The 15,173-nt window shown below is 67.1% G+C and carries 15 protein-coding genes and 1 riboswitch; of the genes, 7 read left to right on the forward strand and 8 right to left on the reverse strand.

Features of this window, described 5'->3' with window-relative positions:
* The first annotated feature begins 9 nt into the window (after positions 1–9).
* On the forward strand, positions 10–1,029 hold the full coding sequence (locus BW38_RS02255) for a ribonucleotide-diphosphate reductase subunit beta (protein WP_025875781.1): 1,020 nt from the start codon (positions 10–12) through the stop codon (positions 1,027–1,029).
* A 144-nt stretch (positions 1,030–1,173) separates the two neighbouring features.
* Here BW38_RS02255 and BW38_RS02250 read toward each other — a convergent pair whose 3' ends face one another.
* Positions 1,174–1,809: a LysE family translocator gene (locus tag BW38_RS02250; protein ID WP_032978156.1), complete on the reverse strand. Its 636-nt coding sequence runs from the start codon at positions 1,807–1,809 to the stop codon at positions 1,174–1,176.
* 93 nt (positions 1,810–1,902) lie between these two features.
* On the opposite strand from BW38_RS02250, the gene BW38_RS02245 reads away from it, so the two are divergent.
* The 3 genes from BW38_RS02245 (at position 1,903) to BW38_RS02235 (ending at position 4,434) form a co-directional block, all read left to right on the forward strand.
* Positions 1,903–2,313 (forward strand): acyl-CoA thioesterase, encoded by a 411-nt coding sequence (locus BW38_RS02245; RefSeq protein ID WP_025875773.1) that lies wholly within the window; start codon positions 1,903–1,905, stop codon positions 2,311–2,313.
* 43 nt (positions 2,314–2,356) lie between these two features.
* Positions 2,357–3,163, forward strand: coding sequence for an NAD-dependent protein deacetylase (locus tag BW38_RS02240; protein WP_032978324.1), 807 nt, complete (start codon positions 2,357–2,359; stop codon positions 3,161–3,163).
* Between the two features lie 167 nt (positions 3,164–3,330).
* Entirely contained in the window at positions 3,331–4,434 is a 1,104-nt protein-coding gene (locus tag BW38_RS02235) for an NADH:flavin oxidoreductase/NADH oxidase (RefSeq protein ID WP_032978159.1), read from the forward strand.
* Between the two features lie 3 nt (positions 4,435–4,437).
* Here the strand turns inward: BW38_RS02235 and BW38_RS02230 are convergent, their stop codons facing one another.
* A complete protein-coding gene (locus tag BW38_RS02230; protein ID WP_032978161.1) occupies positions 4,438–5,349 on the reverse strand; it encodes a LysR family transcriptional regulator in 912 nt (303 codons plus the stop codon).
* 113 nt (positions 5,350–5,462) lie between these two features.
* Here BW38_RS02230 and purU point away from each other — a divergent pair, with 113 nt between their 5' ends.
* The gene (purU, locus tag BW38_RS02225; RefSeq protein ID WP_032978326.1) at positions 5,463–6,314 is read left to right on the forward strand and encodes a formyltetrahydrofolate deformylase; all 852 of its coding nucleotides are present in this window, start codon (positions 5,463–5,465) and stop codon (positions 6,312–6,314) included.
* Here the strand turns inward: purU and BW38_RS22135 are convergent.
* The 4 genes from BW38_RS22135 to BW38_RS02215 form a co-directional block, all read right to left on the reverse strand.
* Positions 6,307–6,522 (reverse strand): hypothetical protein, encoded by a 216-nt coding sequence (locus BW38_RS22135; RefSeq protein WP_235189998.1) that lies wholly within the window; start codon positions 6,520–6,522, stop codon positions 6,307–6,309. The genes purU and BW38_RS22135 overlap by 8 nt on opposite strands.
* Positions 6,522–7,028 (reverse strand): NYN domain-containing protein, encoded by a 507-nt coding sequence (locus BW38_RS21125; RefSeq protein ID WP_235189999.1) that lies wholly within the window; start codon positions 7,026–7,028, stop codon positions 6,522–6,524. Before BW38_RS21125 ends, BW38_RS22135 begins: the two co-directional genes overlap by 1 nt.
* A gap of 145 nt (positions 7,029–7,173) precedes the next feature.
* On the reverse strand, positions 7,174–7,800 hold the full coding sequence (gene pncA / locus BW38_RS02220; RefSeq protein ID WP_032978166.1) for a bifunctional nicotinamidase/pyrazinamidase: 627 nt from the start codon (positions 7,798–7,800) through the stop codon (positions 7,174–7,176).
* A gap of 57 nt (positions 7,801–7,857) precedes the next feature.
* Positions 7,858–8,529 carry an epoxyqueuosine reductase QueH gene (locus BW38_RS02215; RefSeq protein ID WP_025875757.1) on the reverse strand — a complete coding sequence of 224 codons (672 nt, stop codon included), beginning with the start codon at positions 8,527–8,529 and terminating at the stop codon, positions 7,858–7,860.
* A gap of 140 nt (positions 8,530–8,669) precedes the next feature.
* A riboswitch (cobalamin riboswitch) is annotated at positions 8,670–8,887 on the reverse strand.
* Between the two features lie 154 nt (positions 8,888–9,041).
* On the opposite strand from BW38_RS02215, the gene BW38_RS02210 reads away from it, so the two are divergent.
* A complete protein-coding gene (locus BW38_RS02210) occupies positions 9,042–10,892 on the forward strand; it encodes a patatin-like phospholipase family protein (RefSeq protein ID WP_051585155.1) in 1,851 nt (616 codons plus the stop codon).
* A 49-nt stretch (positions 10,893–10,941) separates the two neighbouring features.
* Here the strand turns inward: BW38_RS02210 and BW38_RS02205 are convergent, their stop codons facing one another.
* Positions 10,942–11,895: a DUF1028 domain-containing protein gene (locus tag BW38_RS02205; RefSeq protein WP_032978171.1), complete on the reverse strand. Its 954-nt coding sequence runs from the start codon at positions 11,893–11,895 to the stop codon at positions 10,942–10,944.
* Positions 11,896–12,172: 277 nt separating this feature from the next.
* Positions 12,173–13,567: a short-chain fatty acyl-CoA regulator family protein gene (locus BW38_RS02200; protein ID WP_189487054.1), complete on the reverse strand. Its 1,395-nt coding sequence runs from the start codon at positions 13,565–13,567 to the stop codon at positions 12,173–12,175.
* Between the two features lie 87 nt (positions 13,568–13,654).
* Here BW38_RS02200 and BW38_RS02195 point away from each other — a divergent pair, with 87 nt between their 5' ends.
* The gene (locus BW38_RS02195; protein ID WP_025875748.1) at positions 13,655–15,160 is read left to right on the forward strand and encodes a CoA-acylating methylmalonate-semialdehyde dehydrogenase; all 1,506 of its coding nucleotides are present in this window, start codon (positions 13,655–13,657) and stop codon (positions 15,158–15,160) included.
* Positions 15,161–15,173: the final 13 nt, after the last annotated feature.

A 15,173-nucleotide genomic window follows, 5' to 3' on the forward strand; every position in this document is an offset into this window, starting at 1 on the left:
GAAACACCCATGGCCGACAAGCCCAAGCAGATGCTGCTCGATCCCGGTTTTGAACTGACCCTGCGCCCGATGCGCTACCCGCAGTTCTATGACATGTACCGGAATGCGATCAAGAACACCTGGACGGTGGAAGAGATCAACTTCCAGATCGACATCAGCGACCTGCACAGCAAGATGTCGCCGGGCGAGCGCCACCTGATCCACCGCCTGGTCGCCTTCTTCGCCACCGGCGATTCGATCGTGTCCAACAACCTGGTGCTGAACCTGTACCAGCACTTGAACGCGCCCGAAGCGCGCATGTACCTGTCGCGCCAGCTGTATGAAGAAGCGCTGCACGTGCAGTTCTACCTGACCCTGCTGGACAACTATCTGCCGGATCCGGACGAGCGCGTCAAAGCCTTCGCCGCGGTGGAGAACATCGACTCGATCAAGAAGAAGGCCGATTTCTGCTTCAAGTGGATCGATTCGATCCAGGACCTGAAGCGCATCGAGACCCGCGAAGAGCGCCGCCAGTTCCTGCTCAACCAGATCTGCTTCGCGGCGTGCATCGAAGGCCTGTTCTTCTTCGCTGCCTTCGCCTACGTGTACTACTTCCGTTCGCGCGGCCTGCTCAACGGCCTGGCTTCGGGCACCAACTGGGTGTTCCGCGACGAAAGCGCGCACATGGAGTTCGCCTTCGAGTGCGTGGACGTGATCCGCGAGGAAGAGCCGGACCTGTTTGACGACAAGATGAAGCAGGATGTCTACGACATGCTGGCCGAGGCCATCGAGTGTGAAGTGCAGTTCGCCGAAGACGTGCTGTCCGGTGGCGTGGCTGGCATTTCCACCCGTGACATGCGCCAGTACCTGCAGCACTGCGCCGACAACCATTTCCATCGCCTGGGCATGGAGCGCAAGTACAACGTGCGCAACCCGCTGAGCTTCATGGAACTGCAGGACGTGCAGGAACTGACCAACTTCTTCGAACGCCGCGCCTCGGCCTACCAGGTGGGCGTGAAGGGCGAAGTTGCCTTCGACATGAACTTCTGATCGATCCAATCAGGTCTGTCGCGAAAACCCCGGCCAACGCCGGGGTTTTTCGTTTTTACGGCAGCGCCGGGCCACGCCTGGCGAGCGCGCAGCGCGGAAGGTTATTCATGGTGCCGTGCGCATTCCGCCGGGCATGGCCTACCGCTACCGCCGCCCATCCACCGCCATGCGCACGGCCAGGCCGGCCAGCACCGTGCCCATGAACCACCGTTGCACCGCCTGCCAGGTGGGGCGCGCAGACAGGAAGCCGGCGATGCTGCCGGCCATTATCGCGATCACCGCGTTCACGCTCACGCTGACCAGCAGCTGGGTGGAGCCCAGCACCAGCGACTGCATCAGCACGCTGCCCTCGCTGTCCGGGTGCAGGAACTGCGGCAGCAGGGACAGGTACATCACCGCGACCTTGGGGTTCAGCACGTTGGTCAGGAAACCCATCGCGAACAGCTTGCGTGGGCCGTCCACCGGCAGGTCACGCACCGCGAACGGCGAGCGGCCGCCGGGCTTCAGCGCCTGCCACGCCAGGTACAGCAGGTACAGCGCGCCGCCGATGCGCAGCGCATCGTAGGCGAACGGCACGGTCATCAGCAGCGCGGTGATGCCCAGCGCCGCGCACAGCATGTAGAACACGAAGCCCAGCGCCACCCCGCCCAGCGAGATCAGCCCGGCCATGCGGCCCTGGCAGATCGAGCGCGAGATCACGTAGATCATGTTCGGCCCGGGCGTCAGCACCATGGCCAGCGAGACAAGGGCGAAGGCCAGCAGGTCGGACGTGGCGGGCATGGTGGGTTCACGCAGTGGGGGGTGCCGAAGTGTAGCGCCGCCTGCACACCACCTGCCTTAAAATCCGTCTCACCCCACACCCGAACCGCCCCCATGACCCCCATCCCCGAGACCGTGCCGCCGACCGAAGTGCGCATGGCCGAAATCGTCTTTCCCAACCACACCAACCACATGGGCACCCTGTTCGGTGGCCAGGCACTGGCATGGATGGACAAGGCCGCCTTCCTCGCCGCCGCCCGCTATTCGCGCCGCACCGTGGTGACCGCGCGCAGCGACCAGGTCGATTTCAAGCTGCCGATCCGCATCGGCCAGATGGTGGAAACGATCGGCCGCATCGTCGAGGTCGGCCGCAGCTCGATGAAGGTCGAGGTGGAGCTGATCGCCGAGGACCTGCACAGCGGCGAGCGCAAGCTGTGCACCCGTGGCCACTTCGTGATGATCGCCCTGGGCGACGATGGCCACCCGGTGACCGTGCCGCAGCTGCCCGGCGCGCCGGCGGCCTGAGCCGATGCTTGCGGGGGCGCCGGTGCGCCCCCATCTGGCTGCCATGACCCCGCCGCTCACCGACTTCATCGACCGCGCCCAGCGCCTGTTCGTGCTGACCGGCGCCGGCTGCAGCACCGCCTCGGGCATCCCCGATTACCGCGATACCGATGGCCAGTGGAAGCGCACGCCGCCGGTGACCTACCAGGCCTTCATGGGCGAGGCCGCCACCCGCCAGCGCTACTGGGCGCGCAGCCTGCTGGGCTGGCCGCGCTTCGGCCAGGCCCGGCCCAACGGCACCCACCATGCGCTGGCCGCACTGGAGGACAGCGGCAAGCTGCAGGTGCTGCTGACCCAGAACGTGGATGGCCTGCACCAGCGCGCGGGCAGCCAGAACGTGATCGACCTGCATGGCCGCCTGGACCTGGTGCGCTGCATGGGCTGCGAACGCCGCAGCGAGCGTGAGGCGTTCCAGCAGCGGCTGCTGCAGGCCAACCCCGGCTGGGAACTGCTGCAGGCCGGTATCGCGCCCGACGGTGACGCCGATCTGGAAACCGACTTCTCCGCATTTGCGGTGCCCGACTGCCCGCACTGCGGTGGCCTGCTGAAGCCGGACGTAGTGTTCTTCGGCGAAAACGTGCCGCGTGAACGCGTGGCTGCGGTGCATGAGCACCTGCAGCAGGCGGATGCAGTACTGGTGGTGGGTTCCTCGCTGATGGTCTATTCCGGCTTCCGCTTCGTGCAGGCCGCGGCCAAGGCGGGTCTGCCGGTGGCCGCGCTGAACCGTGGCCGCACCCGTGCCGACGACCTGCTGCAGTTCAAGGACGAGCGCGACTGCGCCGAGGCGCTGGCCGGGTTCGTCATCGGGTAGCGCCGGGCCATGCCCGGCGGAAACGGGCTGCCGCGCTGTGCGCTCGCCGGGCGTGGCCCGGCGTTACCCACAACGCGCCCCCACGAAACAGCGATCCACCCACACGGTTGATCTATCGGCCGCACAGCGGTGCAATACGCACCCCCTTTGGTACACCCCCCACTGCCGTGAGCCAGCTGTTTTCGCCGATCTCCTTCGGCCCCCTGACCCTGTCCAACCGCATCGTCGTCGCGCCGATGTGCCAGTACTCCGCCGAAGACGGCCGCGCCAGCGACTGGCACGTCATGCATCTGGGCAACCTGGCGCAGTCCGGCGCGGGCCTGCTGATCCTGGAGGCCACCGCGGTCGAAGCGCGCGGCCGCATCAGCTGGGCCGATCTGGGCCTGTGGGATGACGGCACCGAAGCGGCCCTGGCGCAGGTGCTGGCCAGCGTGCGCCGCTGGTCGCCGATGCCGCTGGGCGTGCAGCTGGGCCATGCGGGCCGCAAGGCGTCGGTGAATCGTCCCTGGGACGGCGGTGGCCAGCTGCCGGCCGATGATGCCCGGGGCTGGGCGACCGTGGCCCCCTCGCCGCTGCCGTTCCATGCCGCCGATCCGGCACCGCAGGAACTGGACGAGGCCGGTATCGCCGAAGTCGTTGCCGCTTTCGCCGCCAGTGCGGTGCGCGCCGAGCGCCTGGGCTTCGAGCTGATCGAGATCCACGCCGCGCACGGTTATCTGCTGCATCAGTTCCTGTCGCCGCTGAGCAACCGCCGCACCGATGGCTACGGCGGCTCGCTGCCGAACCGCCTGCGGATGCTGGTGGAAGTGTTCGACGCGGTGCGTGCCGCAGTGTCGGACAAGGTCGCCGTAGGCGTGCGCATCTCCGCCAGCGACTGGGTCGAGGGGGGGTGGGACATCGTGCAGAGCGAGGCGCTGGCACAGGTGCTGGACGCGCGCGGCTGCAATTTCCTGCATGTGTCCAGCGGCGGCCTGCACGAGCGCCAGAAGATCAGTGTCGGCCCGGGCTACCAGGTGCCGTTCGCGGCGGCGATCAAGGCCAAGAAGGTGCGCATGCCGGTGATCGCGGTGGGCATGATCACCGAGCCGGAGCAGGCCGAATCGATCCTGCGCCACAACCAGGCCGATGCCATCGCGCTGGCCCGCGGCATCCTGTACGACCCGCGCTGGCCTTGGCATGCCGCTGCTGCACTGGGCGACAGCGTGGTGCCGGCACCGCAGTACCTGCGCTGCGAACCGCGCGACGCACGCGGCGTGTTCAGCCCGCGCTGAGCACTACACCTGCCAGGCCGGCGGCAGGCCGGCCTGCAGGTGCTCGAACAGCGCGCGGATCTTGGCGGTGAAATCGCGGCGGTCGCTCACGCAGAAGTAGACGTCCATCGGTTCCGGCTGCCAGTCGGTGCCGTAACCGAACACGCACTGCAGGCGACCATCGCGCAGGTAGGGCTCGGCCACGAACGCCGCCAGCCGGGTGATGCCGGCACCGGCGGCGGCCAGCTCGGCCAGCGCGTCGATGTCATCGCAGACCATGCTCGGCGGCAGCGCGGCATCCACCCGCTCGCCGTCCTTCAGCAGGCCCCAGCGCAGTGGCCGGCCATCGGTGGGAAAGCGATGCAGCAGGCCGCGATGGGCGGCCAGCTGCGCCGGTTGCAACGGCGTGCCGTGCGCCTGCAGGTACGCCGGCGAGGCGCAGAACACGAACGGGATGCGTGCCAGAGGGCGTGCCACTAGCCCGTCCTCCAGCTGCGCGCCGATGCGGATACTGGCATCCACCGCCTCGGCACCGTGCTGCACGGCGCGATCGGTCAGGCGCAGCTCCAGCTGCAGCTGCGGGTAGCGCTGCTGCAATGAGGGCAGCAGCGGTGCCAGCACGTGCCGGCCGAACGCGCTGCTGCTGGCAATGCGCAGGGGCCCGGCCGGCTCCACGTCGCCGGCGGTCACCATCGCCTGCGCGCGCGCCAGGTCGGCTTCGATATGCCGCACCTGCGCCAGATACACCGTGCCGGCCTCGCTCAGCGCCAGCTGGCGCGTACTGCGATTCAGCAGCCGCACGCCCAGGTGGGCCTCCAGCCGGTTGATGTTCTGGCCCACGGCGGTGGCGCTGATGCCAAGGGTGCGCGCCGCAGCGGCAATGCTGCCGGTCTCTGCGGTGCGGGTGAAGCTGCGGATGAGCTGCAACAGGTTCATGACCGACCAGCTTGCCATGCGGAAGGCCAAGTATCGCTTGGGTCTGTCCCAAGCAGTCGGTTGCATCGGTGACCATCGTTCACCGCGCAGCGGCGCTGCCCTACACTCCGGCGATGCGCCCCGATTCCATCCTCACTCTCTCCTGTCCCGACCGTACCGGCATCGTCTACCGCGTGTCGGGCCTGTTGTTCGACCACGCCTGCAACATCCTCGACGCCCAGCAGTTCGGCGACGAGGAGAGCGGTCGCTTCTTCCTGCGCGTGCACTTCGACCGCGATGCGGGCCTGCCGCTGGACACCGTGCACGCGGCGATGGCCGCACTGGCCGCAGACTTCGGCATGGACTGGCAGCTGCATGATGGCCGCCGCCGGCCTCGCCTGCTGGTGCTGGTCAGCAAGCAGGGCCATTGCCTGAACGACCTGCTGTTCCGTGCCCACAGCGGCCAGTTGAAGGTGGACATCGCTGCGGTGGCCTCCAACCATGCCGACTTCGCAGCACTGGCAGCGTCCTACCAGGTGCCGTTCCACCACCTGCCGGTGAACGCCGACACGCGCGCGGCGCAGGAACAGCAGATCATCGATCTGGTCGAGCGCGAGCGCATCGACCTGGTGGTGCTGGCGCGCTACATGCAGATTCTCTCGCCCACGCTGTGCCGTGCGCTGGCGGGCAGGGCGATCAACATCCACCACAGCTTCCTGCCCAGCTTCAAGGGCGCGCAGCCGTACCACCAGGCGCACGCGCGCGGGGTCAAGATCATCGGCGCCACCGCGCACTACGTCACCGAAGACCTGGACGAAGGCCCGATCATCGAACAGGACGTGGCCCGCGTGGACCACGCGATGACCCCGCGCGAGCTGGTACGGCTGGGCAGCGATACCGAATCGCAGGTGTTGGCGCGGGCGGTACGCCGGCATGTGGAGCACCGCATCCTGCTCAACGGGCACCGCACGGTGGTGTTCAGGTAACGCGGGCAGTGCCCGGGATGGAGCCCGGCAATTGCCCACGATGCGCCCGCTGCTGCTGCTGGACTGGCCTGGGACAGGTGGAACGCACGCCATCGATATGTTCCATCAGCCCTTTGGGAATGGATGACCACATCGGATCCAATACAAAATCGACCCCTTCACGCCGGGCGAGCTTCGCGGCGGGCACGAAGTCGGCATCGCCGGCCATCAGGATGATCTGGCGGACTGGCGCTTGAGGGCGAGTGAGGAAATGTCGATGCCGATGCGCATGTCCACGCCTTTCTGTCGCACATCGGGCTGCAGCTCATCGGCTTGAAGATCGCCGAAGGTCCGCTTGCCCTTGAGCAGGTCGTCGAAGGTTCGCGATCCGGTCGTCCACGAACTGAAGTCGGTGAGGTGGCCAAGACGCAGGGCGACCTTCCGCTTCTGCTTCAGCGCCTCGTGCAGGCTGGATCTGAACAATGCTTCGTCGGATCGCGAGTAGTCGATGCACAGCCCCGAAATCGGGTTGTGCATCTTCTTGCGCAGCGGCGGGCAATCGTAGAAGAAGATGCGATAGAGATCGCGTTGCTCGCCACTTGCATGCTTCAGATGGGCGATGGCCCATCGGTGAGCGACCTCGGCGGCGCGTTGAGCGTTGTAGGCGTTGTGGGGCTCGATGCGGCGAAAGCGTTTGATGAAATAGCCGCCATCAATGAGAACTGCCGTCGGCATACCGTTGCCCTCCTGGCTTCGTCCAATGAAAAAGCCCTCGGTTCGGCCGTCCCGCGATCTGTTGGGGGGCGTACTTGGAGGGCTGGATGGTCTTGATTCTGCAGGGGGCGAATCAGGCGCACAAGCGGCAGAGGCGACACGCTGCCTACAGGATCGCGATCCTCGCCTTCGCCAGGGCCTCGCGCACCATGCCGTCATTGGCCTCGGTCACCGGCCGGGTCAGCTCCCACAGGAATTTCACCCGGAAACCCGACTTCACCGCGTCCTGCGCGCTCCACAGCACGCAGTAGTCGCGGGCCAGCCCGCACACGTGCACCTCGCGGATGCCGCGTTCGTGCAGCCAGCCGGCCAGCCCGGTGGCCGGGCGCGTGCCGTCCGGGCCGTGGTTCTCGCGGAAGGCACTGTAGGAATCCACCTGCTGGCGGCTGCCCTTGCGCAGGATCAGGTCGGCCACGGTCCAGTCCACGCCGGGGTGCAGGGCGGCGCCGGTGCTGCCCTGCACGCAGTGGTCCGGCCACAGGGTTTGCGGCTGTGCATGCAGCAGGATGGCTTCAAAAGGCAGATGGCCCGGGTGCTGGCTGGCGAACGAGGCGTGGTTGGCCGGGTGCCAGTCCTGGGTGGCCACCACGGTGCGGTAGCGGCGCTCGGCCAGCAGCGCGTTGATCGGTGCCACCAGCGCATCGCCCTGTTCGCAGGCGAGGGCGCCACCGGGCATGAAGTCCGGCTGCAGGTCGATCACCAGCAGGGCGACATCAGCGGGCAGGGCGGTCATGGCAGGTCCAGCACAACGGAAGATGGGCGGCCAGCGTGGCCGCCCCTCGCGCGCACGTCAATCGCCGCTGGCGGTGTCGTTGTCCTGCCCGTAATACAGCAGGCCGATCCTGATGCGCTCGCGGCCGTTCTCGCGACGATGGCGGTTGGCATCGCGCAGCGAGTAGACGCAGCCACAGTACTCCTGCTGGTAGAACTGCTCGCGCTTGCTGATCTCGATCATGCGGCTGGCACCGCCGCCCTTGCGCCAGTTGTAGTCCCAGTACTGCAGGCCCTCGTAGCGCGAGGCGGCGCGCACACCACAGTCGTTGATCTGCGCCATGTTCTTCCAGCGCGAGATGCCCAGCGAGGAGCTGATGGTGTCGTAGCCGTGCTCGTGCGCGTAAAGCGCGGTGCGCTCGAAGCGCATGTCGAAGCACATGGTGCAGCGGATGCCACGCTCGGGTTCGTTCTCCATGCCACGCGCACGGCTGAACCAGTTGTCGGTGTCGTAGTCGCAGTCGATGAAGGGGATGCCGTGCTGTTCGGCGAAGCGGATGTTCTCCTGCTTGCGCAGCTCGTATTCCTTCACCGGATGGATGTTGGGGTTGTAGAAGAAGATCGCGTAGTCGATCCCGGAGGCGGTGATCGCCTCCATCACTTCGCCCGAGCATGGCGCACAGCACGAGTGCAGCAACAGGCGCTGGCCGTTGTCGGGAAGGGTCAGGGTGGGGCGTTGGAGCTCGGTCATCGTGGGGTGCATCTGGGCGTGGGCAGCAGGTCTGGACGGAAACCGTGAACAGGACGCGCGCGGCCACATCGCCTGCACGCGCAGGACGACGACGGCCCCGGCAACCTCCCCGCGGAGATTCCAGGTCGAGTCAGGGGACGGTCGCGTCCCCCGGCCGGGGCCGGTATTCGGGCTGATGGACACGGGCCGGCTGGCCCACCTACTACCTGCCGCTTCCCAGGCGCGAGCCCAGTGCTGTTGGCAGGATTCGTTTCCATTCACCGCTGCGGGGCAGCTCCGGAATGGGCGCGCAAGGCGCCTTCACCGGATTCCCGTTTAAATCCCTGCCGCCATCGAAGCCACGGCAGGGATACCTTCGGCGTGCCCACGGTGGACGCGTTGGCGGCAATGGTCAAGGGCCGATGAAAACGCAGGGCTGTGGCGCGTTTCTCAGGCTGTGAGAGTGCCTCTTGCCATACTGGGCACCGACAGACGGGAGGTGGCTCGTGGCGGCGAAGTACTGCGATCTGGTCATGAAAGGCGGCATCACCAGCGGCATCGTGTATCCCAACGCGGTGCTCGCATTGGCTCGCGAATACCGTTTCAAGAGCATCGGCGGCACTTCGGCCGGTGCGATCGCCGCTGCCGTGGCCGCCGCTGCGGCATACGGCGACCGCCACCAGCAACGGGGCGAACAGCTGCCTGGCGACGCAGGCTATGGCGGCCTGTCGGCGGTGTCGGCCCAGCTGTCGCGGCGTGGATTCATCTACAGCCTGTTCCAGCCCGCCGCCGGCGCGCGCGCTGCGTATCGGCTGCTGGTGGTGCTGACCGGCAACGCCGGCTGGCCACGCAAGCTGCTGTGCCTGGCCATCGCGGTGTTCCAGATCGCGCCGCTGGAAGTGCTGGTGTCGTTGGCACTGCTGCTCGGCCTGGGCTGGTGGGGCGGTGGCTGGAGCGGCGTGGCGGCGACCCTGCTGCCGTCGCTGCTGTGTGCCTACGGCGCAGGCGTGGCCGCCGCTGCGCTAAGGGTGGCCCGGGTGGCGCGGCGCAACCTGCTGGGCCTGTGCAGCGGGCTTAGCCGGGATGCAGGCAAGCCGGCGCTGACCGAATGGCTGCATGAAAGCCTGCAGCAGCTGGCGGGCAAGCCGATGGATGCACCGCTGACCTTCGCCGATCTGCACGACGCGCCGCGCTATTCAGGCGAACCGGACAGCCCGCATGCGATCTCCCTGCAGATGATCACCACCTGCGTATCGCACAACGAGCCGCGCACGCTGCCGTTGGGTGGGGCGCAGTTCTGGTTCCTGCGCGAGGAGTTCGAGCAGCTGTTCCCGGCCAGTGTGGTGCAGTGGATGGTCGACCGTGCCGGCCCACCGCGCGAGGTTGAAGGCCGCAACTACTACCACCTGCCGCAGGGCGCGTCGCTGCCGGTACTGGTGGCCACGCGCATGAGCCTCAGCTTCCCGCTGCTGATCAGCGCGGTGCCACTGCATGAGCCTTCGCGTCGCGAACGTCGCTGCGAGCCGACGTCGACGGCTGCAGGAGAGGCCGGGCACAACGTGGCCGACAGCATGGAAGGGCTGACCAGCGCGGGCCAGGCCTGTGGTCCGGTGATCACCGCGTTCCGGGTGTGCTGGTTCTCCGATGGCGGCATCAGCAGCAACTTCCCGATCCACCTGTTCGATGCCGCACTGCCGCGCTGGCCGACCTTCGCCATCAACCTGGTCTATCCGCAACGCCCCGAGCCGGTGGTGCGCGAGAGCGACAGCCGCCAGGCGCTGGAACGCGCGGTGTTCCTGCCTACCGAGAACCGGCATGGATGGCAACGGCACTACCAGTCCATCGCCACGCCGCTGGCGGCCGGTGAGCTGGGCCGCTTCCTGTTCGCGGTGGTGGCCACCATGCAAAACTGGCGCGACCTGCTGCAGGCACGTGCGCCGGGGTATCGCGACCGCATCGTGCATGTGAGCCTGCAGGGCGACGAGGGTGGCATGAACCTGGACATGCCACAGGAGGTGCTGACCCGCATCGCCGACAAGGGCAGCCTGGCCGGTGCACGCTTCTGTTCGTTCTCGTTCGAGAACCATTACTGGATCCGTTGGCGCAACCTGGCCTCGGCTTACCAGCGCTACACGCTGGAGATATCGCGCACCGATGATCCGGCGCAGCAGGTGCTGGCCTATCGCGCGGCCTATGCGATGGTGGCCACCGGCACACCGCCACCGCCGTCGTACAAGCTGGGTTCGGAAGACAAGCGGCTGGCGTCGCAGCAGCTGTGGGGGCTGATGGTGGAACAGGGCCGCAGCTGGGATGACCTTGGCCCCGACCTCACCGACGGCTCGCCACGGCCGTTGCCACAGATGAAGGTGACGCCGATCTATTGATCGCGGTGCGCCGCTGCGCTCGCCGGGCATGGCCCGGCGCTACCGTTGGCTATCGCCACGCCTCGACCACTGCATCGCCGCGCAATGGCGCATACAACGGCAAGGCCAATTCCTGCTTCACCCATCCCGGGTTGAGCGCGCGCAATCCCGCCAGGTATTCGCGGGCCAATGCGGTTTCACCCTGCGACATCGCCAGCCGCGCCGCGCGTGCCCACGTCCGGTCCCAGCCATGCGCCAGCGCCAGCGAGGTGGCCAGCGACGCACGTGCGCCGGCCACGTCGCCCTTTTCCCACTGCTGTTCGGCGCGGATGATCGCTTCATTCGAAAGCCGCATGTCGTACAGCTCGCGCAGGCGCGCCACGGCACGCGGATCGGCATCCACGCGCAGGTCGGTGTCCTGCCAGTCGCCGCCAGGCGTGCGCACCAGCAATGCCGCCGACCATTGCCCGCTGCGTTGTCCACCCGCCGCTTGTCCCGCTTCCAGCGCTGCCAACAGGCGCGCGGCAAGCGCACCGTGGGTGGTCGTAAACGCGCGTTGCATCGCCGCCAGCACGTCCGGCCCGGCCAGTCCGTTGCCTTGCACGCTCACCTTGCCCTCGCCAACGGCACCGGCCCAATCGGCCCGCTGCGCGGTCACGCCGGTGTACTGCGCGTTGCCGCCTCGCGCACTGACCAGCCCGACCTGGCGCTCGGCGATGGTGGTGCCATCGAAGTCGCCATCCTCGTCCAGCAACTGCTTGAGCACCTGCGCCGGGGTGCGACCTTCGGCCAGCAGCGCCAGCCCCTTCGAGCCGTAGGTCGGGTTGGTTTCGAACTGGCTGGCGACCGCGCCGACCTTCGCCTGCGCCCACGGCACGCCGACACCGCCGACGGCGAGATTGTGCGTGGCGACAGCCACCCCGCAGTCACCGGCTTCGTTGCAGGCGGCAATGGAAAAGGTCGCCCATGCCGGCGCAGCGACAGCAGCGAGCAGCAAGGTCAGGCAAGAACGCAACAGGCACATGGGGCATCTCCAGGGCAGGCAATGCAATGGGATGCAGCCTACGCGCGGAAGGTTTAGTAGATCCACGCCATGCGTGGATGAATCCCCATCGAAATCGAATATTTCGACAATTCGTCGAAGAGCATCCACGCATGGCGTGGATCTACCGTGTCGACCAAGGTCGACACCCACCAAAAGCAGGCCATGCCACCCCGCCATCCCACGGAATGCCCGCTGTTGCTTTTGCTGTTGCCTTGGATTGAAGCAGGTGCAGGGCGCAGCCCTGCCGGACCGCCCCCTACCGCCCCGGCAACTGGGTAAACGCGCGCTGCATGCAGTCCTCGCGCGGGCACACCCGGCAGCCCGGCCCGATCGACACCGAATTGCCCGGGCTCTGCACGTCCAGCCCCAGCGAATACACCAGCCGATCCGCATGCTGCAGGTCACACCCCAGTGCCACCGCGAAGGTCTTGCGTGGCTGGCCGTGTCCCACCGGGCCGCTGCTGACCTGCCGTGCCAGCCAGAAATGGCGGCGGCCATCGGGCATGCGCGCGGTCTGGGTGAGGATGCGTCCGGGCTGGTTGAACGCCTCATAGACAATCCACAAAGGGCAGGAACCGCCCACCTGCGAGAAGTGGAAATCGGTGGCCGAGTGGCGCTTGGACACGTTGCCGGCGCGGTCCACGCGGATGAAGAAGAACGGCAACCCCGGCGCACTGCGGCGTGCCAGCGTACTCAATCGATGGCAGACCGCCTCGAATCCCACACCGAACTGATGCGCCAGCAGCTCGATGTCATAACCGCTGGCCTCGGCCGCGCGCAGGAAGCGCATGTACGGCATCACCAGCGCACCGGCGAAATAGTTGGACAGGCCGATACGCGCCTGTGCGATGCGGGCCTCGTCGGTGAAGCCGGTGCGCGCGATCACCGCATCGATCTGCGGCAGGTAGCCGCGCAGCGCCAGCTCGACCGCCATCTGGAACGCCTGCTGGCCCGGCTCCAGATAGTCGGGCAGCCACAGCGTACGGCTGCCGGCATCGTACTGGCGCTTCTCGCGCCCGGCCTGCAGTGCAGCCACTTCCACCAGCACCCCGTGGCGGTCGGCCAGCAGCTGGCGCAGCCGTGGCGCCACGTGTCCCGGCGCCAGCCCCCATTCGGCGAACAACTGCTCGGCCAGTTCGTCCAGCTCGGGGATGTGGTTGTGCATGCGGTTGAAGAACTCGCGCACCTGGTCGCCGGCCGGCAACGTGCTGCCCGCGCCCGGCTCGCCCAACTGGAACTCCAGCGCGGCGGCATGCTCGCGCAGCGCCAGGTGGCGGCGATGCAGGTCCAGCAGGGCGCGGCTGACCTGCGGCAGGTTGCCGGCCAGCGCGCGCAGTTCGGTGGCGCTGACGTCGGCCAGGCCCAGATCGCGCAGCGTCTCGCCCAGCGACTCCTGCAGCGCGGCGGGCTCATCGTCGTCGAACAGGGTGGAAACATCGCCCAACACCTCGCCCAGCTTCTTCTGCACCGCGGGCGTCAGCGGACGCTTGTTGCGCTCGATCTGGTTCAGGTAGCTGGCCGACAGCCCCAGGGCGCGGGCAAGCTCGGCCTGGCTGTAGCCGCGCTGCTCGCGCAGGCGCAGAAGACGCAGGCCGAGCTGGCGCTGGGGGGCTGAATAATTCACAGGATTAACAGGAATCGTGGCGGGCATTGGCCAGATTAAGCGGATTCAGGCCGGAAATCGAGGTGTGGCCTGTGAATAATGCCAAGTATCTTTCGCACCCCGTGGATTGTCGTCATGACTGTTGCAGCGCCCCGTATCCGCATGCTGATCGATGGCCAGTTCGTTGAATCGGCCACCTCCCACTGGCAGGACGTGATCAACCCGGCCACCCAGGACGTGCTGGCCCAGGTGCCGTTCGCCACCACGGGTGAAGTCGATGCCGCCGTGGCTGCCGCCAAGGAAGCCTTCAAGACCTGGCGCAAGACCCCGATCGGTACCCGCGCGCGCATCTTCCTGAAGTACCAGCAGCTGATCCGCGAAAACATGAGCGAGCTGGCGCACATCCTCACCGCCGAACAGGGCAAGACCCTGCCGGACGCCGAAGGCGATGTGTTCCGCGGCCTGGAAGTGGTCGAGCACGCGGCCGCCATCGGCAACCTGCAGCTGGGCGAACTGGCCAACAACGTGGCCAACGGCGTGGACACCTACTCGATCATGCAGCCGCTGGGCGTGTGCGCAGGCATCACCCCGTTCAACTTCCCGGCGATGATTCCGCTGTGGATGTTCCCGATGGCCATTGCCACCGGCAACACCTTCATCCTCAAGCCGTCCGAGCAGGACCCGATGGTCACCATGCGCCTGGTCGAACTGGCGCTGGAAGCGGGCATTCCCAAGGGCGTGCTGAACGTGGTCCACGGTGGCGAGGAAGTGGTCAACGCCATCTGCGACCACCCGGACATCAAGGCGGTGTCGTTCGTCGGTTCCACCCGCGTCGGTACCCACGTGTACAACCGCGCCTCGCTGGCCGGCAAGCGCGTGCAGTGCATGATGGGCGCCAAGAACCACGCCGTGGTGCTGCCGGACGCCAACAAGGAGCAGACCCTCAATGCGATGGTCGGCGCGGCCTTCGGTGCGGCGGGCCAGCGCTGCATGGCCGCCTCCACCCTGGTGCTGGTCGGTGAAGCGCGCGGTTGGGTGCAGGACCTGGTCGAAAAGGCCAAGACCCTGAAGGTCAGCGGTGGCACGGTCGCCGGCACCGACGTCGGCCCGGTCATTTCCTGCAGCGCCCGTGATCGCGTTGAAGGCCTGATCGCGTCGGGCGTGGAGCAGGGCGCCAAGCTGGTGCTCGATGGCCGCAAGCCGCAGGTCGATGGTTTCGAGAAGGGCAATTTCGTTGGCCCGACCATCTTTGCCGGTGTCACCACCGACATGCGCATCTACCAGGAAGAAATCTTCGGGCCGGTGCTGGTCATCCTCGAAGCGGAAACGCTGGATGAGGCCATCGCCATGGTCAACAGCAACCCGAACGGCAACGGCACCGCGCTGTTCACCCAGTCCGGCGCCGCAGCACGCCGGTTCCAGGAAGACATCGACGTCGGCCAGGTCGGCATCAACGTGCCGATCCCGGTGCCGGTGCCGCTGTTCTCGTTCACCGGTTCGCGCGCTTCCAAGCTGGGCGACCTGGGTCCGTACGGCAAGCAGGTGGTGCTGTTCTACACGCAGACCAAGACCGTCACCGCGCGCTGGTTCGACGACGAGACGCTGAGCCATGGCGTCAACACCACGATCAGCCTGAAGTAACCGCAGGGAGCAG

The sequence above is a fragment of the Stenotrophomonas sp. RIT309 genome (genome assembly GCF_000632045.1).
GTDB classification, from domain to species: Bacteria; Pseudomonadota; Gammaproteobacteria; order Xanthomonadales; family Xanthomonadaceae; genus Stenotrophomonas; species Stenotrophomonas indicatrix.